Raw genomic sequence first — 25,213 nt, forward strand, 5'->3', positions numbered from 1 at the left:
TCAGCCCTTTCCGTAGAGGGTGTCGGGATCGATCAGCGGGGCCGAGGTGACCCGCGCCGCGTCGCCCTCCAGGGCCACGTAGAAGCAGCTGCGACGCCCGCTGTGGCAGGCGGGGCCGGTCTGGTCCACCTGCAGCAGCAGGGTGTCGCCGTCGCAGTCCAGGGCCGCACCCTTCAGGTGCTGCTGCTGGCCGGAGCTCTCGCCCTTGCGCCACAGCTTGCCGCGCGAGCGCGACCAGTAGCAGACCCGCCCGGTGCGCAGGGTCTCTTCCAGCGCCTCGCGGTTCATCCAGGCCATCATCAGCACCTCGCCGCTGTCGTGCTGCTGGGCGATGGCGGGAATCAGCCCGTCATGGTTGAAGCGGATCGCCTCGAGGATCTCGCCGATCGGGCGGCGGCTGTCGCGTTCGGCCCGCTCCAGGGCCTTGAAGGGTTCTTGCATGGCGGGTGTCCGGGGTTGGTCGATGTCGGTGGCGTGGCGATCAGAACGCCGGCGCGGCGCCGTGGCAGGCCTCGCAGTGGCCCAGCAGCTCGATGGTCTGGCGCTCGACGCAGAAGCCCAGCTCGCGGGCGCGCCGGAACAGCTGGGCGTTCACCTCATCGAGGTGCAGCTCCTCGACCCGGCCGCAGAGCCGGCAGATCAGCAGCTGGAAGCCATGGGCGTGCTCGGGGCAGGGGCAGGCCACGTAGGCGTTGAGCGACTCGATGCGGTGCACCAGTCCCTGGTCGATGAGGAACTCCAAGGCACGGTAGACCGTCGGCGGCCGGGCCGAGGCGTGTTCCGCGGCCAGGCGGTCGAGCAGGTCATAGGCCTTCAGGCTGCCCGGCGTGTCGGCGATCATCTCCAGCACGCGGCGGCGGATCGGCGTGAAACGCACGCCACGCTGCTGGCACTGCCGTTCGGCCTGGTGCAGCAGGGCATGGGAGTCGGTCATGTCGGCCTGCGGTGGCGAAGTGGAAGGCAATATTCTACGCACCGCCGGCGTGCCGGGCCAGTCGGCCCGTCACGCGGGCTCAGCCGGGCTCGGTCACGGTGGCGACCTCGGCACTCGTCTCGAGCTCGCTGCGGCGGGCGAAGTGCTGCTGGGCAAAGGCCACCCGCGCCTCGGGTGCCACGCCCTCCGGCTGCCGCTCGATCAGGTCGAGCCGATTGCGCAGTCCCTCGCCGTTGGCCATCTGGATGGCCAGGCCGGGACGGGCGTTGAGCTCCAGCAGCATCGGCCCCAGGTCGCGGTCGAGCACCATGTCGGTGCCCAGGTAGCCGAGCCCGGTCATCTCGTAGCAGCCGGCGGCCAGCAGCAGCAGGGTGCGCCAGTCCGGGATATGCAGGCTGGCGAGCTCGTGCCCGGTATCGGGATGGTCGTGACGGGTGCGGTCGAACTGGACGCCGCGGATGGCCGTGCCGGTGGCGATGTCCAGCCCGACCCCCACGGCGCCCTGGTGCAGGTTGGCCTTGCCGTCCGATGCCGCGGTGGAGAGGCGCATCATCGCCATCACCGGGTAGCCCTTGAAGACGATCACCCGGATATCGGGCACCCCCTCGTAGGTGTACTCGGAGAGTCGCTCGTCGAAGTTGATCAGCGCCTCGATCACCGCCACGTCGGGCGAGCCGCCCAGCGAGTAGAGGCCGGAGAGGATGTTGGAGACATGGCGCTCCAGGTCGCCCAGGCCCAGCCGAGCCCCGCTCGGCTTGACGTAGGCGCCATCCTCGACGTGCTCGATGACCAGGATCCCCTTGCCGCCGCTGCCCTTGGCGGGCTTGATCACGAAGCCGCGGTGGCCGTGCAGCATGGCGTCGAGCTGCTTGACGCCGAACTGGGTGGTGACCGTGCCGATCAGCGCCGGCGTGGTGATGCCGTACTCCTGGGCCAGCAGCTTGGTCTTCAGCTTGTCATCCACCAGCGGGTAGAGCCGCCGGTTGTTGTAGCGGCCGATGTAGCGGATGTTGCGCCGGTTCATGCCGATGATGCCCTTGTCGCGCAGCTTGCCGGGGGAAGTCCACATGGCGCTCAATCCTCGGTGACCGGCTTGAAGCGACGCAGCTCGAGCAGCCGGTAGCCGGTGTAGTTGCCGAGCAGCAGGATCAGCGCCATCAGGATCATCTGCACCCCCAGGAAGTTGAAGGTGATGTGGCGCACCCAGGGGTTGTTCATGGCCAGGTAGGCGATCACTGCGGTGAGCAGGCTGCCGCCGCCCTGGATCAGCACCTGCTTGGGTCCCTCCTCCTCCCAGAGGATCGACATCCGCTCGATGGTCCAGGAGAGGATGATCATCGGGAAGAAGGTGATGGTCAGCCCCGCATTGAGGCCGAAGCGGTAGGAGAGCACCGAGAACAGCGAGATGATGGCGATGACCGTGATGATCACCGCCGTGACCCTGGCCACCAGCAGCAGGTTCAGGTAGGAGAGGTAGTTGCGGATCACCAGGCCCACCGCCACGATCAGCAGGAAGCCGACCAGCCCGGTGATCAGGGTGGTCTGGATGAAGGCCAGGGCGATCAGCACGGGCATGAAGGTGCCCGAGGTCTTGATGCCCACCAGCACGCGCAGGATGACCACCACCAGGGCGCCGATGGGGATCAGCAGGATGGTCTGGAACAGCGCCTGTTCCTCCAGTGGGAGGCTGTGGATCGAGAAGTTGAGCAGGGTGTCCTCGGCCAGCTGGTTGCGCACCGCGGCCGCGGCGGGCTGGTTGTGGGTCAGCATCGAGAAGGTGACCCGCGAGTTGGTCCCGCCCTGGACCTCCAGCACGGCCTGGCCGGAGGACTCCCAGAGCAGCAGGTTGTCGGGCCGACCCTGCTCGCCGGTGGCCGGGTCGAACAGCGCCCAGCGCTCGCCGTCGAAGACCTGGACCCAGTTGGCCAGGGTCTGGCGCCGGCGCCCGTCCTCCAGCAGCAGGCCACTGACCTCCCGTGCGGGCACGCCGGCCTGGTTGAGCAGGCGCACCAGCAGCGGGCCACGCTCGAACTGGGTCAGCAGCAGGCGCGAGTTCTCGCCCTGGCGCTCATCGCCGAAGTCGCGGATCAGCTCCCGGGCGAAGGTGAAGGAGTCGGCGCTGCGGCTCCAGGCGCGCTCGATCACCTGGGCGGCGGCGGTATCGTGGGGACGCTCCCAGACGATATCGCGGCGCAGTGGCGGAGGCGTGACCTCGGGCGGCCGCGAGTCCGGGGCGACCAGCAGCTGGGTGGTATAGTAGAGCTGTTGGCTGCCGGTGGCCTCGCGGATCGACCATTGGGCGCGGCGGGCGCCGCCTTCCTCCAGGAAGGAGAGCCCGAAGCCGGGCGAGGCGGTATGCTCGGTGAGCAGCCGGAACCCCTGCTGGTTCGACGGCAGCGCCATGTCCACCAGCACCGGGCCACCCTGGGCATTGAAGTTCACCAGCGCCTCGACCTCCCACACCTGGCGCTGTTCACCCGGCGTCCAGGGAACCTCGAGGGCGACGTGGCGATGGACGCTCAGGCCGATCCCGGCCACCAGCAGCAGGCCGACGAGCAGATAGAAGGGCAGTCGTGACATGGGTCATCCTTGCAGGGAGAGGGGGCCCGAGTGGGTCTGACACTCAGGCCTCTTCGTCATCGTCATCTCGATCATCTTCCTCGTCGAGCTCGGCTTCCTCTGCCGGGCGCCCGCCGGGGAATTCGGGGCGGTCGTGAAGGTAGGCCTCGGCCACATCGATCACGGCGATATCCATCAGGAAACGCCTGCCGAGCAGTACCGGGTAGTTGAGGTGGCTGCGGTCGTTGAGCGTGAACTCGACCGGCTCGCGGATCGGCCCGAGGGTCATCATCAGGCTGACCACCGGCCGGGACTCCTGGCCCGCGGCCTGCAGGATGCGCACCCGGCGCTCGATGGGGGCCTCGATCCACTCGTCGCGCACCCCCTCGACCACGGCGTCATCCTCGGCCAGGCCGAGCTTGAAGCGGACCCAGTTCTCGCCGTCGCGCTCGAAGCGGGTGATCTCGCTGGCCGAGAGGGACGAGGTCTGGGCGCCGGAATCGACGCGGGCCTTCAGGTAGGTCCCGACGTCGGGTAGCCCGATCCACTCACTGCGGCCGACCACGGCCTTGTTGGCCAGCCCCAGCTCGTCGGCGGCGCACTCGCGCGTGATCACCATGGGGTCACTATCGGCGCGCTCCAGGCGCTCGATATCGGCCCGCAGGTGCCGCAGCAGGCTGCCGACCTCGCGAACGTCGGCGCTGAGCGAGTCCTGGCGGCGGGTCTGGGCCTCGACGCTCTGGCGCGTCAGGTCACAGCGGGCCGCCAGGTCGGCCTCGAGGCGGTCGATACGGAAATGGAACGCATCGGGGCCGAGCACGGGCTCCGGCTCCGAGGGCTCGATGGGCAGGGCACAGCCGGCCAGCAGCAAGGCAAGGGACAGGGCTCCGGTGAGCAGCAGGCGTAGGCGCATTAGGCAAGGGCATTCCTTGAATGGGTGGCATGATGATAAGGAGTCGCCGGCAGGCTTGTCCAACGGGGGAGCGGCAAAGCGTGTCAAGAATGGCGCCCGTCGCGTAAGGGAATGTCACCGAGGCATTCTCGGACATCATCGATTTAACATAATATACATTATGCGCACTAAAGACATGGTCAGCTTTATCATGGGAATTATTGATGGACCTCACATCCAAGGACCTAAAAGCGTGCCATGCTGCGGGATGAGTTCCGGCATCACCTGCCCGGACTCGAGGGAACCCCCAATGACTGGACCGGCAAGGACACTCCCATGAGGCATTCAAGGCACCCCGCTCCGGCGTCGCGTTTCGCCATCCTGCCGCTGTCCCTGGCCATCGCGTTGGCCAGTGACGCCATGGCCCAGGAGGCGACCAACTGGACCCACAACGTCGGCGTCAGCGTCGCCAACGAATACAACGATAACGTCTTCTACGAGCGCGAGAACCGTCGCTCCGACACCGTGACCCTCGTCTCGCCCTTTGCCGAGCTGGTCGGCAGCGGCGAGCGTCACGAGGTACGCCTGCGCGGCGATGCCCAGCGCGGCAAGTACCACGAGTTCGGCAGCGAGAACTACACCGACTGGCGGCTGGCAAGTGAAGGCCGCTTCGCCTATAGCCAGGCCGGCAGCCTGTTCGGCGGCGTCTCCCTGGCGCGCGGCCACGAGGAGCGCTCCTCGCCGGATGACGTCAATGGCGAGGAGCCGACCCGCTATGATCGCGTCGGCGCCTTTGTCGGGGTCAACCACACCTTCGGCCGCATCACCAGCCGCGTGGGCGGCACCTGGGAGTCGCTGGACTTCGATAACGTGCCGGCTGCCGGCGGCACCACCATCCTCCAGGACGACCGGGATCGCCAGATGACCACCATCGGCGGACGTTTCGGCTACCGCCTCTCCGACCGCCTGGAGCCCTTCGTCCAGGCGGCAGTGGATGTGCGCGACTACGACGACCCGGGCGCCATCGATCGCGATTCCGAGGGCTACAATGCCGGCGCGGGGCTGATCTACCGCCCCCGCACCGACCTCCACGCCGAGCTCATGGGCGGCTGGATGGAGCAGGACTACGACGACCCGGGCCTGGATGACATCAGCACCTTCGACGCCGGGGCCGAGCTGCGCTGGCAGCCGGAGGGCTTACCCAACCGCCTCATCGCCCGGCTGGATCGCACCATCGAGGAGACCACCATCGAGGGCGCCTCGGGGAACGTTCGCACCGGCGTCAGCGCGCAGCTCACCACCGCCATCCGCCCCGACCTGACGCTCAGCGCCCGGGCCAGCTACAGCGACCACGATTACCGGGGCACCGCCCGCAACGACAACCTGCTGGGGCTGGGCATGGGCCTGCGCCACTACCTCAACCCGCACCTCTTCGTGGGCGTGGATTACGACTTCCTGCAGCGCGACTCCAGCGAGCCCGCCGAGGACTTCGACAACAACCGCCTGATGGTCAGCCTGGGGACCCAGCTGGAGCGCGGCTACGAGGAAGCCGCGCTACTGGCCGCGGCACGCCATACCGACACCCTGGGCGGCTTCTATCTCGGCCTGCAGGGCGGGCTCGGCGAGGTGGGCACCGCCCAGGCCGGCCCCCGGGCCACCGCCCAGGCCGGCCCCCGGGCCACCGGCCAGAACGGCAGCCTGCGGGCCGATTTCCGCGATACCGGCGAGACGCTGGGGCTGTTCGGCGGCTACGCGCTGACCTTCGACGACTGGCGGCTGGCCCTGGAGCTCGAATCGGACCAGACCGGTGCCGGCTGGGAGCATGTTCGCAGCGGCGATGGCCGGGCCTTCTCGGTGGAGAAGCAGCGCGACGTCGGGCTGGGCCTGCGCGTCGACCGGCTGCTGGCCGGCGGCAATGCCGTCTACGGCCGCTTCGGCCTGGTGCGGGGCCGCTTTGACGCACGCTACGCCGAGGGCGGCGAGAACCTTCAGGACGAGCAGTGGCACGACGGTCGGCGGATCGGCGGCGGCCTCGAGGTCCCGCTGGCCACCACCCTGGGCCTGCGCATGGACTACAGCTACACCAACTACGACGACATCGACATCGGCACGGGAGACGCCCGCGACGACTTCACCTTCGAGGAGAGCCTGATGCGCCTCGGGCTCGCCTGGCACCCCTGGCGCCAGGCCAGCGAACGGGCCCCGGTCGCACCGGCCGCCCATGACGGCTTCTACCTGGGCGCCCACACGGGCTACGGCAGCCTGGTCACCGACCTGCGCGGCCCGCGCACCGCGCCCACCGAGCTGGCCGCCGAGTTCGGCGACAGCGGCGGCCTGGCGGGCCTGCATGCCGGCTACGGCAGGACCTTCGGCCGGATCTACCTGGGCGGCGAAGTCGATGCCGAGGTCAGCGACATCACCTGGAACCACGAGCGCCTGCCCAATGGCCGCACCTATTCGGTGGACCGGGAGTCGAGCCTGGGCCTGGCGCTGCGTGCCGGCTATGTCATCGACAGCGGCGCCCTCCTCTACCTGCTGGCCGGCTCGGCCTGGACCGACTTCGAGACCCGCTACGCCCGTGGCCAGCAGCGGATCCATCTGGACGAGACCGAGCAGGGCTGGCGCTTCGGCGGCGGCCTCGAGGTGCCCGTCGGCGATGACCTGCACCTGCGCATGGAGCTGACCCAGACCCGTTATGACGACGTCGAGGTCGACTACGGCACCGGGGTGGATCGGCTGGAGAGCGAGGAGCGACTGATGCGGCTGGGGCTGAGCTACCGGTTCTGACAGGGCCTGGACAGCGGCGCCTGTGACCCGGTACGGCCGACCAGGCGCCTGCGGTCAAATGCCGCATGGTGATATTGATATATGTCAACGCGAGAACTCACCGGCAGGACTATCTTTAGAATGCAGGCGCATAAACGATGATGGCTCTGCCCGTTTCAACATGACCAAGCACGTGACCATGGCGTCACTCAGGGGTTTATCATGAGTACCTTATACAAGAAGTTCCCCTACTCCCGTCTGGCCGCCCTCACGGGGGGAGCCATCCTGCCGCTGGTCGGGGCCGCGCTGATCGGCGCCGCCACCCCGGCCGAGGCGTTTCTCGTCGACCGCGCCGAGGCCCAGCAGGGTCAGGGGCAAGGCCAGGGAGCCGGACGCGACCCGCTCAATATCGGCCGCGGCAAGGGCAACGGGTTCGGCGCCGGCGGCGAGGGCCGCTCGATCGAGTCCGACATCTTCCGTGATGCCGCATCCGGCCGACCCGAGGACAGAGGCCAGGGAGGCGGCGGAGATCGCGGCGGCAGGCCCGACGGTGCCGGCAGCGGTGGCGGCCCCGACAGCGGCAAGGGCGGCGATTACGGCGATATCGTGGTCATCCTGCGCAACGACGACGGCACACCGCTGCTTGACGAGAACGGCAATGTTCAGCCCTGCCTGGACGCGGCCTGCGAGGAGGTCATCCAGCTGGTTCAGGAGGAGGACGGCAAGTTCGAGATCCCCGAGGAGTATATCGATCAGGTGATCCCGGTTGAGTTCGGCCGCCTCAACGTGGCACGGTCCCCCTCCAGCGTAACCGATCACTCCCTGGCGGAGCTGCTCAGCAAGATGGACGGCGTGGAAATCTCGGCAGACACCCTGGCCGAGATGACCGACACCTCCGGCCGCCTGATCACCCCGGACGGCGCCACCATCGACTCGCCGCTGGAGAACCTGGCCTTCTATGTAGCCCTGCTCGAAGCCACCAACCAGGAGCCGGTGGACGGCTTCTACACCATCTCCATCACCACCAATCCGCGTGGCGATGGGCAGCCCGACGCCTACTCGATGACGGTCGATGCAGACATCCTGCTTACCCTCGCCGCCTCGGCCCTGGCCGCCAGCTCCGACAAGTACGGCGACCTGACCATCGACGAGGTGATGGGGATCAGCGGCTTCCTGGGAGTCGCCGATGAGCTGTCGGCACTGGTGGGGTCGGACAGCTACAGCTATGACCGCGAATCCCTCTACGGCGGCATCGAGGTCACGGTGCTCAGGGAAGTCGAGATCGACGGCACCATCTACTATCAGCCCACTTCTGTCGTGCTGCTGGATGAGGTCGTGTTCAACACCGTGCCGACCATCGAGGACAACGGTTACGGCATCGATACCTTCACCCAGCAGGCGGACGATGCCGTCCAGGTCCTGGAATACGTCCACGACTTCGGCCTCGAATCCGAATGATCGTGATCCCGATGTAATCAGACGAAACGCGGCCCCCTTGCGGGGCCGCCCTTGTCTCGACAGGAGGCATCCATGACAGCGCGACACTCCCCTGCCCTGCGACGGCTGCTGGTGGCCGGCCTGCTGCCACTGGCCCTGGCAGTAGGCAGCGCCCAGGGCGCAGGCTTCAGCGCCTCGCCCCCCCTCCCTGACCCTGGCCTGCTGCTGGCCAGCAGCGACCATGCCGATGGCCACGACAGCCATGGCGGGAGCGACCGCGGCCAGCGCGGCGGCCAGGGCCAGGGCAAGCGTCTCGGCAAGGGGGCCGGCACCGGCGAGGCCCGGGGCGGCCACTCGGTGACCGACGACATTTTCCGCGACGAGGGCTTCTCCCGGGGCAACCCGGACCGCGGCGGCGGCCCGCCCGAGGGACGGGGCGAGCACGAGGACGGCGACGACCACGACCATGAGGAGGGGGATGACCACGATAGCGGCCCGCCCGAAGGGCGCGGCGGTGGCCATGAGTCGGGCGAAGAGCACGACCACGAGAGCTGAGGCCGCACCTGGCCGGCTCCTTGGCCGAGCGGAAACCGGGAGCCGGCCATGTCAGGCATGGCGGCAGCGATCATGATCGCCTAGTATTCCTGTACCCTTATTTGACAAGGATAGAGAAATGTACAGGAAAATGGCATGGTGGCTGGCCCTGGTGCTGCTCCTGGCGGGCTGCAGCAGCGTCGACATCGATCGCTACGCGGACACCACCCCGAGGCTAGATATCGGCGAGTACTTCGCCGGCCAGACCCGCGCCTGGGGCATGGTCCAGGACTACCGCGGCGAGGTCCAGCGGCGCTTCACCGTGGAGATCGAGGGCGACTACGACGGCGATACCCTGACCCTGGACGAGCACTTCGTCTACGACGACGGCGAGACCGACCGCCGGGTCTGGACCTTCCAGCGCCAGGACGACGGCCGCTGGGTGGGCCGCGCCAACGACGTCGAGGGGCCGGTGGAGGCTCGCCAGTCGGGCCACGCCTTCAACATGACCTATCGACTGCCCGTGGAGGTCTCGGGACGCGAGATCACCTTCACCCTGGACGACTGGATGTTCCTGCAGCCCGACGACCGCCTGATCAACCGCACCGCCATGAAGAAGTTCGGCATCACCCTGGCCGAGATCACCATCGTCTTCGAACGCCTCGACGGCGACGCCGACTCCCCCGACGCAGATACCCTCTCGGACACCAACGCAGACGCCCCCGGCACCTGAGGTGCCGGGGGCGTCATCATGCCCTGGCGTGGCTCGCCGGCCGGTGCCGCCGGGGTCTCAGCCCTCGTCGGCCGGGGCGTAGGAGCCATCCTCGCGATGCACTTCCTTGCCGGTCAGGCCGGGCGTGAAGACACAGGCCAGGTGCATGGTCTTGCGGGCGCGCAGCAGGTGCTCGTCATGCTGGTCGAGGATATAGATATCGCCCGGCTTGATCGGCCAGATCTTGCCGTCGGCCAGGGTCTCGACCTCGCCCTCCCCCTCGATGCAGTAGACCGCCTCGAAGTGGTGCTTGTAGTGGATGTGGGTCTCGGTCCCCTCGTAGATACGGGTGATGTGGAAGGAGCAGTTGCCGCCATCATCGGCCAGGCTCAGGCGGGTGCTGTCCCAGTTGCCGTTCTCGGCCTTGACCAGGCGATCGGTCTTGCGGCATTCCTCGAGATTGCGAACGATCATGGATGATCTCCAGTGGTGTCCAGGAAGGACCGGCCGGTGACACCGGCCGGTCGGTGACCAGACCGCCCGGGGGCGGTCCCCTCAGCCTATCAGCTCAGCGCCTGCTTGGCGCTGGCCTCGAGGATATCCAGCCCCTTGTGCAGGTCGGCGTCGGGGATGGTCAGCGGGCAGAGGCACTTCACCACCTCGCCGTCCTGGCCGCTGGTCTCGATGACCAGGCCGTTCTCGAAGGCCTGGTGGGTGATCTTGTCGGCGATCTCGCCGGTGCCCACGTCGATGCCGCGCATCAGGCCACGGCCCCGCTCGGAGGCCTCGATGCCCTGCTCGCGGATCCAGGCGGCGATGCCGGCGAAGCGCTCGGCGACGATCTCGCCCTTGCGCTGGACGTCGCGCTCGAACTCGTCGTTGCCCCAGTAGTGGCGCAGAGCCGCCGCGGCGGTGGTGAAGGCCAGGGCGAAGCCGCGGAAGGTGCCGTTGTACTGGCCCGGCTTCCAGGCGTCGAGCTCCGGGCGCATCAGCACCTGGGCGAAGGGCAGGCCGAGGCCGGAGAGCGACTTGGAGTTGGTGACGATGTCGGGCACCACGCCGGCATGCTCGAAGCTGAAGAACTTGCCGGTGCGGCCGCAGCCGGCCTGGATGTCATCGACGATCAGCAGGATGTCGTGGGCGCGGCAGATCTGCTCCAGGCGCTTGAGCCATTCGGTGCTGCAGGCGTTGATGCCGCCCTCCCCCTGCACCGTCTCGACGATCACGCCGGCCGGTACGTCGAGGCCACCGGACTTGTCGGAAAGCAGCTTCTCGAAGTAGTCCAGGGTGTCGGTGCCATCGCCCAGGTAGCCGTCATAGGGCAGGAAGCTGCCGCCCACGGTGGGCACGCCGCCGGTGGCCTCGCGGAACTTGCGGTTGCCGGTGGTGGCCAGCGCCCCCATGGTCACGCCGTGGAAGCCGTTGGTGAAGGTCACGATGTTGTGGCGACCCTTGGCATTGCGCGCCAGGCGAATCGCCGCCTCCACGGCATTGGTGCCGGTCGGCCCGGGAAACTGCACCTTGTAGTCCAGCCCACGCGGCTTGAGGATCAGTTCCTCGAGGGTGGCCAGGTAGTCCCGCTTGGCGGCGGTCCAGAAGTCCAGGCCGTGGATGATGTTGTCCTCGGCCAGGTAGTCCAGCAGCGCCTGCTTGATCTTCGGGTTGTTGTGGCCGTAGTTCAGGGTGCCGGCGCCGGCCAGGAAGTCGATGTACTCGCGACCATTCTCATCGGTGAGGCGGGCGTTGGTGGCCTTGGTGAAGACCACCGGGAAGGAGCGGGAATAGGTGCGAACGTCGGATTCCATGCGTTCGAGGATCTGGGTCTGCATGAGCGACCTCCTGTCGGTAGGAAGTGAAGGACGAGAGGAACCGGCGGCCGGCATGACGCCGGCCGTCGACAAGACGGGAAGGAATCAGATGCGGTCGGTCTGGAAGGGACCGATGCGCACCAGGTTCTCGGGGTCGTGCTCGCCACCGAGCTGGTCGGTGGAGAAGTACTCGCGGCTGTTGAGCGGCGCCTGCCAGCGATCGGCGAGACGACGGAACAGCCCCCAGGAGGCCTGGTTGTCGGGGGTGATGGTGGTCTCGAGGTGGTGGACCTCGGCCAGTTCCGGGCGAGACATCACGGCCTCGACCAGGCGCCGGGCCAGGCCGGTGCCGCGGGCCTTCTCGCCCACGGCGACCTGCCAGAGGAAGTAGGTGTCCGGGGCATTGCTCTTCACGTAGCCCGACACGAAGCCGACGATCTCCCCCTCCTCGTTGGTGGCCACCGCGCAGGTGTCGCGGAACTGGGTCGCCAGCAGCAGGTAGGCATAGGCGGAGTTCACGTCCAGCGGCGGACAGGACTTGACCAGTTCGTAGATGCCCCACCCATCGTCCGGGTTCGGCTTGCGGATGAACAGCGGCATGGCATCGAAGCCGACGACGGCATCGGCCACGGTCGGGCGGGCCAGGTCGGCGGAAGGCGTGAAGGGTTCGGTTGTTGTCATCTCGGCTGGTTCGCTGTAGCGAATTTGGAAGGCATTATAACAGTGGCATCCCGCATTTCAAAGCTGGGATTATTCTGCACCCGCGGATCCATAACAGGAGATTATGCCAGTGCCGGGAACGGTCGCCGGAACTCTGCCTGTTGCCTGGGTGGCGCCACGGGACGCGCCCTGCCCTTCCAGAATAGCCCACTTCCGGCGTCCAGGGAGCGCGGGGCGAAACGCCGACGGGCCGCCCCGAGGGGCGGCCCGTGATGCCGACGACAGACCCGCGGGCGCTCAGCGCCGCGTCGGGGAGCGCATGGTGACGAACTCCTCCGCCCCGGTGGGATGGATCCCCACCGTGGCGTCGAAGGCGGCCTTGGTCAGGCCGGCACGCACCGCGATGGCGATGCCCTGGATCACCTCGCCGGCCTCCTCGCCCACCATGTGGGCGCCGACCACCACGTCGCTGGCATCGTCGACGATCAGCTTCATCAGGCAGCGCTCGCTGCTGCCCGACAGCGTGTGCTTCATGGGCCGGAAGTCGGCGGTGTAGACCCGGATCTCGCCGCACTGCTCGCGGGCCGCCTCCTCGGAGAGCCCCACGGTGCCGATGTTGGGGTGGCAGAAGACGGCCGTGGCGATGTTGCGGTAGTCCAGCGGTGACCCGGGCGGGGTCTCGCCGAAGTGGTGCTGGACCATGTGCATGGCCTCGGCCAGGGCCACCGGAGTGAGCTCCGGCCCGCCGGTGACGTCGCCCAGTGCGAGGATCGACGGCAGCGAGGTCTCGAAGCGGTCGTTGACCCGCAGGTAGCCGCCGTCGTCGAGCTCCAGGCCCAGCGCCTCGAGGCCCAGCCCCGCCAGGTGCGGCCGGCGCCCGGTGGCGGCCAGCACCGCGTCCACCTCGTGTCGCTCGCCGCTGGTCAGGGTCACCGCCAGGCCGCCCTCGACCCGCTCGATGGCGGCGATGTTCTCCTCGAAGTGCAGGTTGACCCCCTTGGCCGCCATCTGGTCCCGGGTGAACTCGCGCACCTCGCGATCGAAGCCGCGCAGGAACAGGTCGCCGCGGTAGACCAGGTGCGTCTCGCTGCCCAGGCCGTTGAAGATGCTGGCGAACTCCACGGCGATGTAGCCGCCACCCAGCACCAGGAAGCGCTCCGGGAAGGTGTCGAGGTCGAACACCTCGTTGGAGGTCAGGGCCAGCTCGCTGCCGGGGAAGTCGGGCACCCAGGGCCAGCCCCCCACGGCCACCAGGATCTTCGCGGCGGTGTGGGTCTCGCCGGCCACCTCCACGGTATGGGGGTCCACCACCCGGGCGCGGCCATGGATCAGCTGGACTCCGGCGCCCTCGAGCAGGCGGCCGTAGATGCCGTTGAGGCGCTTGATCTCGCCGATCTTGTTGTCGCGCAGCGTGGCCCAGTCGAATTCGGGCGCCTCCGCGAGCTGCCAGCCGAAGCCGGCGGCGTCCTCGAAGGCGTCATGGAAATGGGCGGCATAGGAGTAGAGCTTCTTGGGCACGCAGCCGACGTTGACGCAGGTGCCGCCCAGGTAGCGATCCTCGGCCACGGCGACCCGGGCACCGCTGGCCGCCGCGGTGCGGGCCGCACGCACACCGCCTGAGCCGGCGCCGATGACGAAGAGGTCCCAGTCATGCTGGGGGGCGAGGTTCTCGGACACGGGGGTCTCCTTCTGCTGTGGCCGCAAGGGCCGACACGTCGTGGCCGCATCATACCAGCCGAGCCGGGGCCTCGGCAGGCGTCGATTTGACCCACCGTCGGTCAGGCGGTAAAAGGAGCCACCGGTCGCAAGGCCACCCCCGTCCCACCACCGGATACGCTCTCCGATGAACCAGGAAATCGAAGGCCTGCTGGACAACAACCGAGCCTGGGCCGCACGGGTCAGCCAGGATGACCCCGACTTCTTTGCCCGCCTGTCGCGGCAGCAGAACCCCGCCTACCTGTGGATCGGCTGTTCCGACAGCCGGGTGCCGGCCAACCAGATCATTTCCCTGCCGCCCGGCGAGGTGTTCGTGCACCGCAACGTGGCCAACCTGGTGCACCCCAACGACCTCAACGCGCTGTCGGTGCTGCAGTACGCCGTCGAGGTGCTCGGCGTCCGCCACATCATGGTGGTGGGCCATTACGGCTGCGGCGGGGTGCGCGCGGCGGTCAGCGGCGGAGACAACGGCATGGTCGACATCTGGCTGCACTCGGTCCGGGAACTCTACAGCCGCCATCGCGCCTCACTGTCGACACTGCCCCTGGACGAGCAGGTGGACCGCATGTGCGAGCTCAACGCCCGGGACCAGGTGATGAACCTGTGCCGCACCAAGATCGTCCAGCACGCCTGGCAGCGCGGCCAGGAGCTGGCCGTCCACGGCTGGGTCTACGGGCTGGCGGACGGGCGGGTGAAGGACCTGGACTGCACGGTGTCGGGCCTCGACCAGGTGGATACCCTCTACCGCATCGAGCGGCTGACGCCGGCCGGCTGAGGGTCAGTACCGGTAGCGACGGTGACAGCTGCGGCAGGTCAGGCTCAGGTCCGACAGCTCGCGGGTCGCCGCCGCGTAGTCCTCCGCCTCCGCGGCGGCCCGTAGCGCCTCGACGCGGGCCTCCAGAGCGTCGAAGCCCTCGCTGAAGGCCTCCCACTCCTCCCAGATGCGGGCACGGGCCTCGGAGCCGCGCCCGTGGCTGCCCTCGATGAAGGCCGGACGGAGGTGGTCGCCGCTGGCCCGCTCGGCCAGTTCCTCCAGCCGGGGCGCCGCACCGCGGGCATCGCGGTTGTTCACCAGATCGAAGCGCAGCTGGCGCACCAGCCGCTCGATCTCCTTGAGCTCCTCCCGCCGCCAGGTCACCGCCTGGCGCGGATCCTCGAAGGCCGGGGCGCTGCCGTTGGCCGCGGCGGCGTCCGCGGCCGGTTCGGCCAGCAGCGGCGTCATCGGCAGGCCGGCGAGCAGCAGGACGAATAAGGGGCGGGTGAGCATGTCGTCGACTCCCAGGTGGTCCGGAACGCGGGGGCTCCTGCATCGCGCAGGAGCAGCGCATGATGCCAGCCCGCGAGCGGGCTGTCTTCCCCGCCCACAGGCGCGGCCGCAGGCGTTACACTCAACAGGACTCCCCATCGCATCACAGGACCCCCGATGACCGAGCTCGACCAGCAGCAGCGTGACCATCTCCGGGCGCTCGATGATGCCTATGCCCGGGTGCTGGAGGCGCAGAGGCTGGATGGCGTGCTGCTCTACAGCGGCCATCCCGCCCGGCACTTCGGCGATGACCAGCACGCCAGCTTCGCCGCCTACGGCCACTTCATCCACTGGACCGGCCAGGCCGAGCTGGCCCACTGCTGGCTGCTGGTTCGGCCGGGCCAGGTGCCGGTGCTCTACCTGCATGCCCCGGCGGACTACTGGCACCTGCCGGCACGCCTGCCCGAGGCGCCCTGGGTCGACCATTTCCGGGTCGTGCCCCGCGACCGGGCCGACCCGCCCGCCCTGCCCCCCGGGCGCCATGCGGTACTGGGCGATGTCGCCCCTGCCGACGCCAGCGCCCTGGGCGCCGAGCTCAACCCGGCGGCGCTGGTCACCGCCCTGGACGAGCTGCGCGTGCGCAAGAGCGACTACGAGGCAAGCTGCCTGCGCGAGGCCAACCGTTGCGCCATGCAGGGCCACCGGGCGGCCCGCGAGGCCTTCCTGGCCGGCGGTGCCGAACTCGATATCCAGCTCGCCTACCTGGGGGCTTCCCGCCAGCGGGAATCCGCCCTGCCCTACGGCAATATCGTCGGGGTCAACGCCCATGGCGGCGTGCTGCACTATCAGCACTACGCCCTGGAGGCGCCGCCGCGCCGACACAGCCTGCTGGTCGACGGCGGCCACCGCCATCGCGGCTACTGCGCCGACATCACCCGCAGCTGGGCCGGCCCCGACGCCGACCCGCTGTTCGCGCCGCTGGTCGCCGGCGTCACCGCCCTGCAGCGGCGGCTGATCGGCGAGCTCGCCCCCGGAGTGAGCTTCGTGGCGCTGCACCGGCAGATGCACGAGGGCCTGGCGGCGCTGCTGGTGGCGCACGGCCTGGTGACGGCCTCCCCAGAGGCGGCCCTGGCCAGCGGCATCACCCGCGCCTTCTGCCCCCATGGCCTGGGCCACCTGCTCGGCGTGCAGGTCCACGACGTGGCGGGCCGCCTCGACGGCGAGGGCCACCCCCTGCCGCCGCCCGCCGAGCACCCGGCGCTGCGGCTGACCCGGGAACTGGAGGCGGGCATGGTGGTCACCATGGAGCCGGGGCTTTATGTCATCCCGATGCTGCTCGCGGCCCACCGCGGATCCCCGGAGATCGACTGGGAGCGGGTCGACCGCCTGGCCAGCCACGGCGGGATCCGCATCGAGGACAACGTCCGGGTCACGGGCCGGGGTCCCGACAACCTGACGCCCCAGGACGAGTGATGCCGCCATGACCGGTCAGCTCCATCCCGCCGACTTCCGCCCGCCCCGCGGGCTGGCCAACCGCCACGTGCAGACCCTGCTGCCCCGCCTGCTGCCGCGCCGCCGCCTCCCCCATCGCGTGGAGATCCTCGAGCTGCCCGACGGCGACTTCGTGGAGCTGGCCTGGGCGCACCCCGCCCCCGCCGACCCGGCGGCCCCGGTCTTCGTGCTGTTCCACGGCCTGGAGGGCTCCCTGCACTCGCCCTATGCCCGGGAGCTGCTCGCCACCGCCGCGGGCCTCGGCTGGCGGGCCGTGCTGATGCACTTCCGCGGCTGCGGCCGCCTGCCCAACCGGCTGCCCCGCGCCTACCACAGCGGCGATACCGCCGACGCCTACTGGCTGATCGGCCAGCTCGGCCAGCGCTATCCCCGGGCCCTCAAGGTCGCCGCCGGCGTCTCGCTGGGCGCCAACATGCTGGTCAAGCTGGTGGCCGAACAGGGCGGCGACGGCCTCGACCTGGCCGGCGCCATCGCCATCAGCGCCCCCCTCGACCTGGCGGCCAGCGCCGAGACCCTGCATCGGGGCTTTGCCCGGGTCTACGAGCGCCACCTGCTGGCGTCTCTCAAGGCCAGGACCGCGGCCCGCCTCGACGCGCTGCCCCTGGCCCTGGACCGGGCGGCGCTGGCCGCACTGGACAGCCTGCGCGACTACGACGACGCGGTGACGGCCCCGCTGCACGGCTTCGCCGGCGCCGAGGACTACTATCGACGCGCCTCGGCCGGACGGCTGATCGGCGAGCTGGAGCTGCCCACCCTGCTGCTCCACGCTGACGATGATCCCTTCATGCCCCCGGGACTCTTCGCGCGGCTGCCGTCGCCGGGTGACGCGGTGCGGGTGGAGGTGGCCCGGCACGGCGGGCACGTGGGATTCATGGAACGCCGGGGCGGCCGCCTGCGTTCCTGGCTGGCGCGCCGAGTGGCCCGCCAGCTGGAGGACTGGTCCCGCCCGGCCGGCGGCCAGGCGTGGCCCGACCGGCGGCGGGTCAGCCGATCGGGCAGCTGACGCCGGTGCCGCGCAGTCCGCAGTAGCCGCCAGGGTTCCGGTCCAGGTACTGCTGGTGGTACTCCTCGGCGTAGTAGAAGGCCGTGAGCGGCGCGATCTCGGTGGTGATGGTACCGCCACCGGCACGCGCCAGGGCCTGCTGGTAGGCCTCGCGGGTCCGCCGGGCCGCCTCGAGCTGGTCGTCGCCGGTGGTGAAGATCGCCGAGCGGTACTGGGAGCCCACGTCGTTGCCCTGGCGGTCGCCCTGGGTGGGGTCGTGGGCCTCCCAGAACACCTGCAGCAGCCGTTCGAGGTCGATGCGCTGCGGGTCGTAGACCACCCTGACCACCTCGGCATGGCCGGTGCGCCCGGTGCAGGTCTCCTCGTAGGTGGGATGGGGGGTCACCCCGCCGGCATAGCCCACCGCCGTGACGACCACCCCGGGGAGCTGCCAGAACAGCCGCTCGGCGCCCCAGAAGCAGCCCAGGCCCAGCACGATCTCCCGCAGCCCCGCCTCGAAAGGGGGCAGCATGGAGCGGCCGTTGACCCGGTGCACGCCGCTGACGGGGATGGGGGTATCGCGCCCCGGCAGGGCGCGGTCAGGATCGAGGGTCATGGTCGTCTCCTTGGTCACGGGTTCATTCGTCGAGCCGGGGCGGCTTGCCCGGCCGGCTGAAGGCATAGACGAGATCCACGGCCTGGGCCGCCCCGGAGATCGCCTCCAGGTAGAGGTTCCGCCACAGGGTATAGCGCAGGGTCAGCTCGGCGATGGGCGAGAAGACCCCGACACCATAGCTGATCTTCAGGTCGTCGGTGAGCTGGCCGCTGACCACCACCTGGCTCTCCTCGCCGGTCCCCGCGGTCTCCAGGGCCAGCTCGGAGATGCCGAAGGCCTCGCCGATGGCGCCCACCGCTCCGCCGGTCTGGCCGAGGGTCAGGCCCAGCAGGGCCTGGGTCAGGGCCCCATCGGTATCGCTGTCGTCCGGGGCCCGGCCGCGCAGCAGATAGGAGAGCGCCCGTGCCTCGTCCATGGCCGGCTCGGAGAAGACCCGCAGCTGCGGCGACTCGGCGGTGCCGGTGACGCGCAGGCCGGCGATGACCCCGTCCTGGGTCACGTTGGGGTTGCGGATCGCCTCGAAGCTCAGCAGCGGCTGGTCGGGAGGGCCGCTGAACAGCAGCTGGCCCTCGCGGATCAGCAGGTCCTGGCCATAGGCCCGGAAGCGCCCGTCCACCAGGTTGACGTCGCCGAACAGCTGCACCGGTCCGCTCTGCTGACGCACCTCGAGCACACCGGACAGGCCCGACTCCAGCCCGTAGGCGGAGAGCTGCATGTCCGGCCCGAGGCGCAGCTCGATCTGGACGTCCACCGCCATGCCCGCCTCGGCCAGGGCCTGGGCGGCGCTCTCGCCGGGCTCCCCGTCCGCCACCTCGGCGGCGCGCTCGGCCTGGCGGCGCGCCCGCTCCTCGTCCCGGGGGGTAATGATGATCTCGTCGGGGCTGGGCGATACCGCCGACGCCGGCAGCTCGCCGACCTCCAGGCGCGCCCAGGGAACCTGCACATTGCCGCGCACCTGCAGCCGGTCGGGACGCACGCGGATCTGCAGGTCGGGGGCCATGCGCAGTTGGCCGAAGGCCGGCAGCACGGCCAGCAGCGGCTGGTCGCGACCGTCGATGTCGACGGCGACGCGCCACTCGTCGGGGCTCGGCCAGGCGGCATCGCCGCTCAGGTCGAGACGGCCCTCCTCCGCGGCGATGAAGCCGTTGATCTGGCCCCGGTCACCGTCCAGCCGGACCTCCAACTCGCCATCGCGCACCGCGAGGGGGACATCGGCCCCCTGCACGCGCAGGCCAGCGAGGCCGATGCGCCCCGCCAGCCCCGGCGCCTCGCGGGTGCCGGTGATCCGCACGTCGCCGGCGAGGTCACCCTCCAGGGTCTCCATGCCGGCGACCAGGGTACGGAACCGGGAGAGCTGCAGGCCGGACAGCACCAGCCGACCGTCCAGGCGACCCTCGCCGGCGGGGTCGTCGATGCGCATCTCCAGGCCGACCTCCCCGGCCTCGGCCAGGACCAGCGACAGGTCCACTTCGGCGCTGCCCGGGTCGGCCCGGCCCGCCACCGTCAGCCGCGTGGCCGGCAGCTCCCAGGGCTGGCCGTAGGCATCGAGCCCCGCCACCTCGAGCTCGCTCTCCAGGCGCAGGTCGGCCTGCCAGGCCGCCCCGCCCTGGCGCCATTCGGCCACCAGCTCGGCGTCGGTGGCCCCGTCCAGGCGCCAGTCGTCGGGTACGGCCTCCGCGAGCAGCGACATCGGCAGCGCGCGAAGCGACAGTCGCACCTGGCCGCTGTCGGCCGAGGCGTCCAGCGCCTGGTCGAGGCACAGGGCCCCGCCCTGCTCGCGGCGCAGGCAGAAGGGCTGGACCCGGGCGCTGCCGGCGACCAGGTCGGCCTCGAAGGCGAGCGCCTCGTCGAGGCGGATGTCGCCGAACTCGGTATCGACCTCCAGCGGCATCAGGCGCCCGGCATAGCGCTCCCGAGCCGGGTCGAGGCCGCCCTCCAGGGCCAGCCCGGCGCGGGAGAGCGGCATGCCCCGGCCGGCCTCGGCCGACAGGGTCAGGCGGTGGTCGGAGAGGCGGCCCGCCAGGGCCAGGTCGATCTCGCTGAAGCGCTGGCCGGCGGCATTCAGGCGCTCGATCTGCAGGCCCAGGTCGAGCGCCGGATCCTCCAGGCCGCTGACCCGACCGGCCAGTCGCAGCCGATCGAGGCGATGCTCGGCAAAGCGCAGGGCGTCGGCGGTGAGCTCCAGGTCGAGCTGGGGCGCCTCGAGGGTGCCGGTGGCCGCGAAGTCGCCGGCCAGGGTGCCGGAGAGGTCATCGTGCAGGCTCGCCAGGGCCGGCATGTCGATCTCGCCGGCCAGGTCGAGCGCCTGCTCGCTGATCCGCCCCGCGGCAGACAGTCGGTTGTCGCCCTGCCGGAAGTCCAGGGTGTCGACTCGCCACTGCATCGCGCTGTTGCCGGCCAGGCGGGCCCGCAGGGAGAGCGGCAGCTCCTGGAGCTCGCCGTCGATGGCCAGGCGCGGCACCTCGACGGACCAGCCCTCCCCGGACTGGGTGAAGGCGGCCTCCAGGTCGCCGTCGAGGCGCCCGCTGATGCCGTCGACGAAGCGGCCCGGGTCGACGCGATCCAGCCGCACCCGCGCCTCCACGGCCAGCTCCTCGGCCCAGTCGACCCGACCGCGGGTGGTCACCGATGCACCGCCCAGGGTCAACGACAGCGGCGTCCAGGCGAAGTGCTCGAGGTCGCCGGTGCCGGTCAGGGCCACCCGGGTATAGGGAACCTCGGGGCCCTCCACCATCAGCGAGGCGGCGACCCGGTAGTCCAGCAGGCTGCCCTCGAGGCGCAGGGCGAGGGCCTCCACCAGCCAGGGCGCCGCGGGGTCGGTCGCCTCGTCGTCAGCGTCCGCCACGGCGCCGGGCAGTGGCCACTGGATCAGCTCGCTGGTGAGCGAGGCGGTGAAGGGCAGCGTCGGGTCCAGGGCATCCAGGCGGGCGTCGAGGTCGGCATTGACGGGCCCGGAGAGCCCGAGGCGCACCACCAGGTCGGCGAGGCTGCCGTCCAGGGCCAGGTCGATCCGCTGCCCGGCCAGCTCGGGCAGTCGGTCGGGCAGCCAGAGCGCCGCCTCGAGACGCGCCTCGAGCGGATAGTCCTCGCGCAGCGAGACGCTGGCCGCTAGCCGCGCGTCGGCGTCGCGGTTGCTCACCGTGAGCGGCCGGATCGTGATCTCGTGCCCCTGGCCCGAGAGGGTGAGGGCCAGGCGCTCGACGCCGTACTCCATGGCCCCCTCGATGCGAGTGTCCTCGACCAGCAGCTCCGGCACCTCGAGGCGCAGCGGCAGCGAGATATCGGGGAGCTCGCGGCGGGGCTGGTCGGCCAGGGGAGCGGCGGCCAGGCCCTCCAGCTCGGCGGCGACTTCCGCCGGCAGCGGGGAACGCACGGCGATCGCCGCGTCGATCGCCTCGGCGGCGACCCGGGGGCCCTCGTGCTCGCCCTCGCTGAGGGCCAGCTGCGCACCCGGGGAGAGCGGCAGCAACAGCCGGGTGCCGGCCAGGCGCGTCGGCAGCAGGGTCAGGGTATCGTCCTCGGCCACCGCCCCGCTGGTGAAACTCTCCCAGCGCACCCGGGTGCCGTCGGCGAGGCTGATCTCCACGTCGATCAGGGCCAGCGCGCGGATCTCCACCGGGAACGGCAGGCGGAGCTCACCGGGGGGCTCCCCCGGCTCGGCGGGCGCGTCGTCCGGCTCCCCCTCGCCCAGGCGGATCCTCGCCCCCTCCACCGCCAGGGTATCGAGGCAGAGGCGGCCGGCGAGCACGCAGTCCTCCGCCCAGGCCAGCTCGAGGCGGCGCACGGCGACCCGGGCGGGGCCCGCCTCGAGGCGCAGGCCATGCAGCACCAGGCGGTCGAGGGGGGCCCCCTCGGAGGCCTCGAGGGCATAGAACCCGCGCTTGTCCCCCTGCTCCAGCAGCAGGCCGGTGCCCCAGGGGGACAGGGCCAGGCCGAGCACCAGGATGACCAGCCCCAGCAGCCAGAGCGGGAGCAGGATCAGCAGGCGAAAGAGGGCCCAGAGGAGGGTCAGAACTCTGGACCGATGGCGAAGTGAAGGCGCCACGCATTGTCCTCGTCGTCGAAGGGGTGAGCGATATCGAAGCGGATCGGCCCTACCGGGGAGATCCAGCGCACGCCGAGGCCGGCACCGGTGTTGAGGTCGTCGGGGCCCCACTCCTCGAAGGCATCGCCGGTGTCGATGAAGGCCGCGCCCCACCAGTCGCCGGTCACCCGCCGCTGCAGCTCGGCGGTGGCGGTGAACAGCTGCTGGCCGCCGGTCAGCTTCCCCTCCTCGTTGCGCGGCGCGAGGCTCTCGTAGGCATAGCCGCGCACGCTGCGGTCGCCGCCGGCGAAGAAACGCAACGACGGCGGGATCTTGCCGAAGTCATCGGTCTCGATGGCGCCGAAGCCGGTGCCGGCCACCAGGCGCGTGTTCTCGCCGAACATGCGGATCCACTGGCTCTCGCCGGTGACGCGCACGAAGTCGGCATCGGAGCCCCACAGGCCGTCGGAGACCTCGAAGGCGATGCGCTGGCGGTCTCCCCAGCTCGGGAAGGTGGGGTTGCGGGTGCGCGTCCGGGACCAGCGGATACCGGGATAGAGCAGCAGCACCTGCTCGGACTCTCCGCCCTGGGTGAAGTCCTCGAAGGTGCTGCGCACGTAGAGGGTCTGCACCCAGCGGTTCTCGAACTCCCAGCGGCGAGCCGCCTCCAGGGTGGCCTCCAGGGAGCGGGTATCCTCGTTGTCGCGATGGCGGAAGCCGTACTGGAACTGGTAGCGGTCGCGCAGCGGATTCTCCAGCGGCAGGGTGTAGACCCCGCTGAAGCGCTGCTCGGGGGCGGCGAGGTAGAGGTCATGGTCCAGGCTGTGGCCGAAGCGGTTGATCCACGGCTGGTGCCAGGCCAGGCGGGTGCGCGGGCCCACGTCGGTGGCGTAGCCCACGCCGACCTCGAACTGGTGGCGGTCGGCCGGGGTGACGGCAATGTCGATGGGGACCACCGGCGGCCCGGTTCGCACCACCCCCGTGGCGCTGCCGATCGCCGCCGCGCTGAGCCGCGGGCCGTCTGCCCCGGCGGCCGGCACCTGCCCGCCGGAAACATCGAGCTCCTGCCACCAGTCGAGCGGCGCGTCCTCCAGGGCGAGGCCGCGGCCCTCGACGAGCCGGGGGCGCACGGTGATCGAGCCGAACCACTCGGTCTGCCCCAGGCGCTGGTTGTAGCGGGCCAGCTCGCCGGCCAGGTAGGGGTCGCCCGGCGCGAAGGGCAGCAGATTGAGCAGGCGCTGGCGCTCGATATGGCTGCCGCTGATGGTGACGTCGCCGAACCGGTAGCGGGGCCCGCTGTCCAGCGCCAGGTAGAGGCGTGCGCTCTCGGCGAAGGGGCGGACCTCCATGCGCCGGTCCACGAAGCGCCAGTCGAAGTAGCCGCGCTCCAGGGAGAGGTTGGCCAGGCGGCCCCGCAGGCGGTCATAGGGGGCATGCACGAGCGGGTCCCCCACGGCCAGGGGGAAGGCGTCGATCGCCTCCTGGAACGGCGGGTCGCCCTGGGCATCGCCCTCGAGCCGGAACGAGAGCGTCTCGATGCGCACCCGCGGCCCGGGCTCGACGGCGAGCTCGACGTAGCGGGGCGGCTCCTGGTCGTCGAGGGTCAGCTCGAGCACGGGCTCGTAGTAGCCGTAGACCCGCATCGCCTCCCGGGTCCGCCGCTGCACCTCGCCCTCCACCCGGGCGCGGCTGAACTGGGTGGCATCCAGGTCATCCAGGTAGAACGCGACGTTCTCGGCCACGTCGCCCGACAGTCCCTCGAGACGCGCCTCGAGGGCCCAGGCCATGAGCGGCATGCCCAGCAGCGTCATGCCGGCACAGAGCGTCGCGGCGCCCAGGCGAGTGACCCTGTGATTGTCCATATCTCGACGCCTTCCTGTCTGCGACCCCATGGTACGGCTCGGTGCGCGGCAGAGACGCCTCAAGGCCGCAGGGCCTCGAGGCGCGCGCTCAGGGCCAGCTGGGAACGGCGCAGCTCGCCGATCTCGGCCTCCAGCGCCCCCAGCCGGCCGGCCAACGCCTCGAGGCGTTGCGCCCCATCATCCCGTGAGCCGTCGGCCGCTTCAACCTCCGCGGCCACCCCGGCCAGGCGCGCGGCGAGCGCCTCGACGCGCTCCTCGCGGGCCCTCGCCTCCTCGGTCAGGCGCTCCTCGAGGGCGGCCTGGGCCTGTTCCAGGCGGGCCAGTGCCTCGCCGCGGCCGGTATCGGCCTCCAGCGCGGCCAGACCCTCGTCGAGCTCGGCGAAGCGCCGGGCATCCCGTTCGCGCGCCTCCGCCAGGGCCGCGATGCGCTCCTCCAGCGCGGCCCGCCCCTCCTCGCCGGCCCGTTCCAGGGCATCCAGGGAGGTGCCGGTCGCCGCCAGCATCGCCTCGCGGGTTGCGGCGGCCTCACCGATGCGGGTGAGGCGCTCCCGCAGCCCTTCCAGGCGCTCGTCCAGGTCGTCGCCCCGGGCCTCGAGCCGCTCCTCGAGGACGCCGAGGTGGCCGCCCAGGGCCTCATCGCGGCGTTCCAGCGCGGCCAGGCGTTCCTCCATCTCGTCGAGGGCCTCCCCTTCGCCCAGGGCGGTGTCGAAGCGGGCATGCACGTTGGAGAGCTCGCCACTCACCCGGGCCAGGTCCGCCGTGAGCCGGTTGCGCTCCTGCCAGCCGACCCATCCCAGGGCACCGCCGGCGGCGATCAGCCCCAGGATCAGCAGCCACAGCGGCCAGACGCGGGGAGGCGGCGGGTGGCGCAGGCGGTGGGCCGACAGGCTGCTGTCCGGGTCCGGCACGATCGGTCTGGCATACCGGCGGTCATCCGGGCGCTCTGCCATGGC

21 protein-coding genes are annotated in these 25,213 nt (G+C 70.5%); 7 read left to right on the forward strand and 14 right to left on the reverse strand.

Going from position 1 to position 25,213, the window contains the following annotated elements; genetic code table 11:
- The 5 genes from hisI to BDK63_RS06655 form a co-directional block, all read right to left on the reverse strand.
- On the reverse strand, positions 1-441 hold the full coding sequence (hisI, locus tag BDK63_RS06635; RefSeq protein WP_183330581.1) for a phosphoribosyl-AMP cyclohydrolase: 441 nt from the start codon (positions 439-441) through the stop codon (positions 1-3).
- Positions 442-481: 40 nt separating this feature from the next.
- On the reverse strand, positions 482-934 hold the full coding sequence (locus BDK63_RS06640; protein WP_183330582.1) for a transcriptional repressor: 453 nt from the start codon (positions 932-934) through the stop codon (positions 482-484).
- Positions 935-1,013: 79 nt separating this feature from the next.
- Positions 1,014-2,003, reverse strand: a complete 990-nt coding sequence (locus tag BDK63_RS06645) for an alpha-L-glutamate ligase-like protein (RefSeq protein WP_183330583.1) — start codon at positions 2,001-2,003, stop codon at positions 1,014-1,016.
- Positions 2,004-2,008: 5 nt separating this feature from the next.
- On the reverse strand, positions 2,009-3,514 hold the full coding sequence (locus BDK63_RS06650; RefSeq protein WP_183330584.1) for a UUP1 family membrane protein: 1,506 nt from the start codon (positions 3,512-3,514) through the stop codon (positions 2,009-2,011).
- Between the two features lie 43 nt (positions 3,515-3,557).
- Positions 3,558-4,406, reverse strand: coding sequence for an ATP-dependent zinc protease family protein (locus tag BDK63_RS06655; RefSeq protein ID WP_183330585.1), 849 nt, complete (start codon positions 4,404-4,406; stop codon positions 3,558-3,560).
- A gap of 315 nt (positions 4,407-4,721) precedes the next feature.
- On the opposite strand from BDK63_RS06655, the gene BDK63_RS06660 reads away from it, so the two are divergent.
- The 4 genes from BDK63_RS06660 (at position 4,722) to BDK63_RS06675 (ending at position 9,855) form a co-directional block, all read left to right on the forward strand.
- The gene (locus BDK63_RS06660) at positions 4,722-7,172 is read left to right on the forward strand and encodes an outer membrane beta-barrel protein (protein WP_183330586.1); all 2,451 of its coding nucleotides are present in this window, start codon (positions 4,722-4,724) and stop codon (positions 7,170-7,172) included.
- A gap of 201 nt (positions 7,173-7,373) precedes the next feature.
- On the forward strand, positions 7,374-8,609 hold the full coding sequence (locus BDK63_RS06665; RefSeq protein WP_183330587.1) for a hypothetical protein: 1,236 nt from the start codon (positions 7,374-7,376) through the stop codon (positions 8,607-8,609).
- A 72-nt stretch (positions 8,610-8,681) separates the two neighbouring features.
- Positions 8,682-9,143 carry a hypothetical protein gene (locus BDK63_RS06670; protein ID WP_183330588.1) on the forward strand — a complete coding sequence of 154 codons (462 nt, stop codon included), beginning with the start codon at positions 8,682-8,684 and terminating at the stop codon, positions 9,141-9,143.
- Positions 9,144-9,261: 118 nt separating this feature from the next.
- On the forward strand, positions 9,262-9,855 hold the full coding sequence (locus BDK63_RS06675) for a DUF3833 domain-containing protein (RefSeq protein WP_183330589.1): 594 nt from the start codon (positions 9,262-9,264) through the stop codon (positions 9,853-9,855).
- Between the two features lie 57 nt (positions 9,856-9,912).
- On the opposite strand, the gene BDK63_RS06680 is transcribed toward BDK63_RS06675, so the two are convergent.
- From BDK63_RS06680 to gorA, 4 genes are all read right to left on the reverse strand, one after another.
- Positions 9,913-10,308 carry an ectoine synthase gene (locus tag BDK63_RS06680; RefSeq protein ID WP_183330590.1) on the reverse strand — a complete coding sequence of 132 codons (396 nt, stop codon included), beginning with the start codon at positions 10,306-10,308 and terminating at the stop codon, positions 9,913-9,915.
- 89 nt (positions 10,309-10,397) lie between these two features.
- Entirely contained in the window at positions 10,398-11,663 is a 1,266-nt protein-coding gene (gene ectB, locus BDK63_RS06685; RefSeq protein ID WP_183330591.1) for a diaminobutyrate--2-oxoglutarate transaminase, read from the reverse strand.
- 84 nt (positions 11,664-11,747) lie between these two features.
- Positions 11,748-12,323, reverse strand: coding sequence for a diaminobutyrate acetyltransferase (gene ectA, locus BDK63_RS06690; RefSeq protein ID WP_183330592.1), 576 nt, complete (start codon positions 12,321-12,323; stop codon positions 11,748-11,750).
- A gap of 276 nt (positions 12,324-12,599) precedes the next feature.
- Positions 12,600-13,979 carry a glutathione-disulfide reductase gene (gene gorA, locus BDK63_RS06695; protein ID WP_183330593.1) on the reverse strand — a complete coding sequence of 460 codons (1,380 nt, stop codon included), beginning with the start codon at positions 13,977-13,979 and terminating at the stop codon, positions 12,600-12,602.
- Positions 13,980-14,145: 166 nt separating this feature from the next.
- On the opposite strand from gorA, the gene can reads away from it, so the two are divergent.
- Positions 14,146-14,793, forward strand: a complete 648-nt coding sequence (gene can, locus BDK63_RS06700) for a carbonate dehydratase (protein WP_183330594.1) — start codon at positions 14,146-14,148, stop codon at positions 14,791-14,793.
- 3 nt (positions 14,794-14,796) lie between these two features.
- Here the strand turns inward: can and BDK63_RS06705 are convergent, their stop codons facing one another.
- Complete coding sequence (locus BDK63_RS06705) at positions 14,797-15,285, reverse strand: cytochrome c (protein WP_183330595.1); 489 nt, start codon at positions 15,283-15,285, stop codon at positions 14,797-14,799.
- Between the two features lie 156 nt (positions 15,286-15,441).
- Here BDK63_RS06705 and pepQ point away from each other — a divergent pair, with 156 nt between their 5' ends.
- The gene (gene pepQ, locus BDK63_RS06710) at positions 15,442-16,737 is read left to right on the forward strand and encodes a Xaa-Pro dipeptidase (protein WP_183330596.1); all 1,296 of its coding nucleotides are present in this window, start codon (positions 15,442-15,444) and stop codon (positions 16,735-16,737) included.
- A 7-nt stretch (positions 16,738-16,744) separates the two neighbouring features.
- Positions 16,745-17,779 (forward strand): hydrolase, encoded by a 1,035-nt coding sequence (locus BDK63_RS06715; protein ID WP_183330597.1) that lies wholly within the window; start codon positions 16,745-16,747, stop codon positions 17,777-17,779.
- Here the strand turns inward: BDK63_RS06715 and msrA are convergent.
- The 4 genes from msrA to BDK63_RS06735 are packed head-to-tail and all read right to left on the reverse strand — an operon-like array spanning position 17,760 to position 25,210.
- Complete coding sequence (gene msrA / locus BDK63_RS06720; protein ID WP_183330598.1) at positions 17,760-18,374, reverse strand: peptide-methionine (S)-S-oxide reductase MsrA; 615 nt, start codon at positions 18,372-18,374, stop codon at positions 17,760-17,762. The two genes, BDK63_RS06715 and msrA, sit on opposite strands and share 20 nt — an antisense overlap.
- A gap of 22 nt (positions 18,375-18,396) precedes the next feature.
- The gene (tamB, locus tag BDK63_RS06725) at positions 18,397-22,419 is read right to left on the reverse strand and encodes an autotransporter assembly complex protein TamB (RefSeq protein ID WP_183330599.1); all 4,023 of its coding nucleotides are present in this window, start codon (positions 22,417-22,419) and stop codon (positions 18,397-18,399) included.
- Complete coding sequence (gene tamA / locus BDK63_RS06730) at positions 22,383-24,260, reverse strand: autotransporter assembly complex protein TamA (RefSeq protein ID WP_183330600.1); 1,878 nt, start codon at positions 24,258-24,260, stop codon at positions 22,383-22,385. Before tamA ends, tamB begins: the two co-directional genes overlap by 37 nt.
- A gap of 59 nt (positions 24,261-24,319) precedes the next feature.
- Positions 24,320-25,210: a coiled-coil domain-containing protein gene (locus BDK63_RS06735; protein ID WP_183330601.1), complete on the reverse strand. Its 891-nt coding sequence runs from the start codon at positions 25,208-25,210 to the stop codon at positions 24,320-24,322.
- Between the last annotated feature and the right edge of the window lie 3 nt (positions 25,211-25,213).

This window comes from Halomonas campaniensis, assembly GCF_014193375.1.
Classification (GTDB): domain Bacteria; phylum Pseudomonadota; class Gammaproteobacteria; order Pseudomonadales; family Halomonadaceae; genus Halomonas; species Halomonas campaniensis.

What these genes read in the sequence shown, in the direction of transcription:
- BDK63_RS06675 (WP_183330589.1), top strand. Translation starts at nt 9,262, where the DNA reads ATGTACAGGAAAATGGCATGGTGGCTGGCCCTGGTGCTGCTCCTGGCG.
- BDK63_RS06640 (WP_183330582.1), bottom strand. Translation starts at nt 934, where the DNA reads ATGACCGACTCCCATGCCCTGCTGCACCAGGCCGAACGGCAGTGCCAG.
- BDK63_RS06655 (WP_183330585.1), bottom strand. Translation starts at nt 4,406, where the DNA reads ATGCGCCTACGCCTGCTGCTCACCGGAGCCCTGTCCCTTGCCTTGCTG.
- tamA (WP_183330600.1), bottom strand. Translation starts at nt 24,260, where the DNA reads ATGGACAATCACAGGGTCACTCGCCTGGGCGCCGCGACGCTCTGTGCC.
- can (WP_183330594.1), top strand. Translation starts at nt 14,146, where the DNA reads ATGAACCAGGAAATCGAAGGCCTGCTGGACAACAACCGAGCCTGGGCC.
- BDK63_RS06715 (WP_183330597.1), top strand. Translation starts at nt 16,745, where the DNA reads ATGACCGGTCAGCTCCATCCCGCCGACTTCCGCCCGCCCCGCGGGCTG.
- BDK63_RS06735 (WP_183330601.1), bottom strand. Translation starts at nt 25,210, where the DNA reads ATGGCAGAGCGCCCGGATGACCGCCGGTATGCCAGACCGATCGTGCCG.
- BDK63_RS06665 (WP_183330587.1), top strand. Translation starts at nt 7,374, where the DNA reads ATGAGTACCTTATACAAGAAGTTCCCCTACTCCCGTCTGGCCGCCCTC.
- msrA (WP_183330598.1), bottom strand. Translation starts at nt 18,374, where the DNA reads ATGACCCTCGATCCTGACCGCGCCCTGCCGGGGCGCGATACCCCCATC.
- BDK63_RS06705 (WP_183330595.1), bottom strand. Translation starts at nt 15,285, where the DNA reads ATGCTCACCCGCCCCTTATTCGTCCTGCTGCTCGCCGGCCTGCCGATG.
- BDK63_RS06660 (WP_183330586.1), top strand. Translation starts at nt 4,722, where the DNA reads ATGAGGCATTCAAGGCACCCCGCTCCGGCGTCGCGTTTCGCCATCCTG.
- ectB (WP_183330591.1), bottom strand. Translation starts at nt 11,663, where the DNA reads ATGCAGACCCAGATCCTCGAACGCATGGAATCCGACGTTCGCACCTAT.
- hisI (WP_183330581.1), bottom strand. Translation starts at nt 441, where the DNA reads ATGCAAGAACCCTTCAAGGCCCTGGAGCGGGCCGAACGCGACAGCCGC.
- BDK63_RS06645 (WP_183330583.1), bottom strand. Translation starts at nt 2,003, where the DNA reads ATGTGGACTTCCCCCGGCAAGCTGCGCGACAAGGGCATCATCGGCATG.
- BDK63_RS06650 (WP_183330584.1), bottom strand. Translation starts at nt 3,514, where the DNA reads ATGTCACGACTGCCCTTCTATCTGCTCGTCGGCCTGCTGCTGGTGGCC.
- pepQ (WP_183330596.1), top strand. Translation starts at nt 15,442, where the DNA reads ATGACCGAGCTCGACCAGCAGCAGCGTGACCATCTCCGGGCGCTCGAT.
- ectA (WP_183330592.1), bottom strand. Translation starts at nt 12,323, where the DNA reads ATGACAACAACCGAACCCTTCACGCCTTCCGCCGACCTGGCCCGCCCG.
- BDK63_RS06680 (WP_183330590.1), bottom strand. Translation starts at nt 10,308, where the DNA reads ATGATCGTTCGCAATCTCGAGGAATGCCGCAAGACCGATCGCCTGGTC.
- BDK63_RS06670 (WP_183330588.1), top strand. Translation starts at nt 8,682, where the DNA reads ATGACAGCGCGACACTCCCCTGCCCTGCGACGGCTGCTGGTGGCCGGC.